At 69.0% G+C, this 1,445-nt stretch carries 1 protein-coding gene; it reads right to left on the minus strand.

Going from position 1 to position 1,445, the window contains the following annotated elements; genetic code table 11:
* Positions 1-115: 115 nt before the first annotated feature.
* Positions 116-1,366 carry an IS701 family transposase gene (locus ACWD1Z_RS37575; RefSeq protein ID WP_451125420.1) on the minus strand — a complete coding sequence of 417 codons (1,251 nt, stop codon included), beginning with the start codon at positions 1,364-1,366 and terminating at the stop codon, positions 116-118.
* Between the last annotated feature and the right edge of the window lie 79 nt (positions 1,367-1,445).

The following is a 1,445-nucleotide window of genomic DNA, read 5'->3' on the forward strand; positions in this document are numbered from 1 at the left end:
CTAGTAGGGCTTGGTCAGGTTCGTAGCGGTGTGGGTATGTCGCGGTGGCAGGTGGGGCAGGCGCCGGCCCAGAGAGCAAGGAGTGTCTGCAGCTCGCGGACGACTTGGTAGAGGCTCAGGCCTGCGCCGTGTCTTTTGGGTCTCGTGCCAGCCGCTGCAGGGTGCAGAAGGCGTGGGCGGCGGAGACGAGGGTGACGTGGTGATGCCAGCCGTTCCAGGTGCGGCCCTCGAAATGGGCAAGCCCGAGGGCCTGTTTCATCTCGCGGTAGTCATGCTCGATGCGCCAGCGCAATTTGACCAGCCGGATCAGGGTCGCCAGCGGCATGCCGGAGGGCAGGCTGGAGAGCCAGAACTGCACCGGTTCGGGCTCGGTGGCAGGCCATTCGGCCAGCAGCCAGCGCTCGGGCAGTTCGGGATCATCGGCCGGCTTGCGGATGCCTCGTCCGGCGGGCCGGACCCGGAGGGCGACGAAACGCGAGTACATACGCTTGAAGCCGCTTCGGCTGGCGCCCGGCCGGGATCCCTCCCGCCAGGACACCGGCCGAGCGGCTGTCCGGCCGGCCGCGACGACCAAGTCCTTCATGGTCTGCGGCGGGTCGGGATACTGCATGTGCGGCCGTCGGCCGGTGCCCGCATAGATCGGCTGGACGGGCCGGGCGTCGGCAGGGTGAGCGCTGTGACGGCCGGAAACACCGACCGCGTAGGGCAGGTTGCGTTCCTCCAGGCCGCTGCGGAAGGCGGCGGCGTCGCCGTATCCGGCGTCCGCCACGACCAAGGGGACGTCGATGCCCCACGACCGTGCTTCGTCGATCATGTCCAGAGCAAGCTGCCACTTCTCCACGTGTCCCGCCTGGGCGGGGATGCCGCAGCGGCCGCGGCGGGCGACTTTGGCGGGGTCCGCCCAGGGCGAGGCCGGGTCCCAGCCGGACGGCATGAACAGCCGCCAGCCGATCGCGGCGGAGGCACGGTCGGTGGCCAGGTGCAGTGACACTCCCACCTGGCAGTTGGTGACCTTGCCCGCGGTGCCGGTGTACTGCCGCGACACACACGCCGAGGCGTCCCCGTCCTTGAGGAACCCGGTGTCGTCGACGATCAACGCTTCCGGACCGATCGCGTCCTGCATCCTCCAGGCCAGGCGGGCCTGGACGTGCGCCGGATTCCACGGGCTGGACGTCACGAAGTGAGCCAGCGCCTGCCGGTTGCCGTCCTCGCCCAGCCTGGCGGCCATGGGCTCCACCGACTTGCGTTTACCGTCCAGCAGCAGCCCTCGCACATAGACCTGGCCCCACCGCCGCTGGTCAGCACGGAAGAACCCGTCGAACAACTCCGCCGTGAACGCCTCCAGGTCCTCCCGGACCTCGGCCATCTCACCAGGTGTCACACCATCACAACGACACCAACAGCCCAACAGACACGCCACTCACAAACGAAGCTGACCAAGCCCT

The sequence above is a fragment of the Streptomyces sp. NPDC002784 genome, assembly GCF_053592135.1.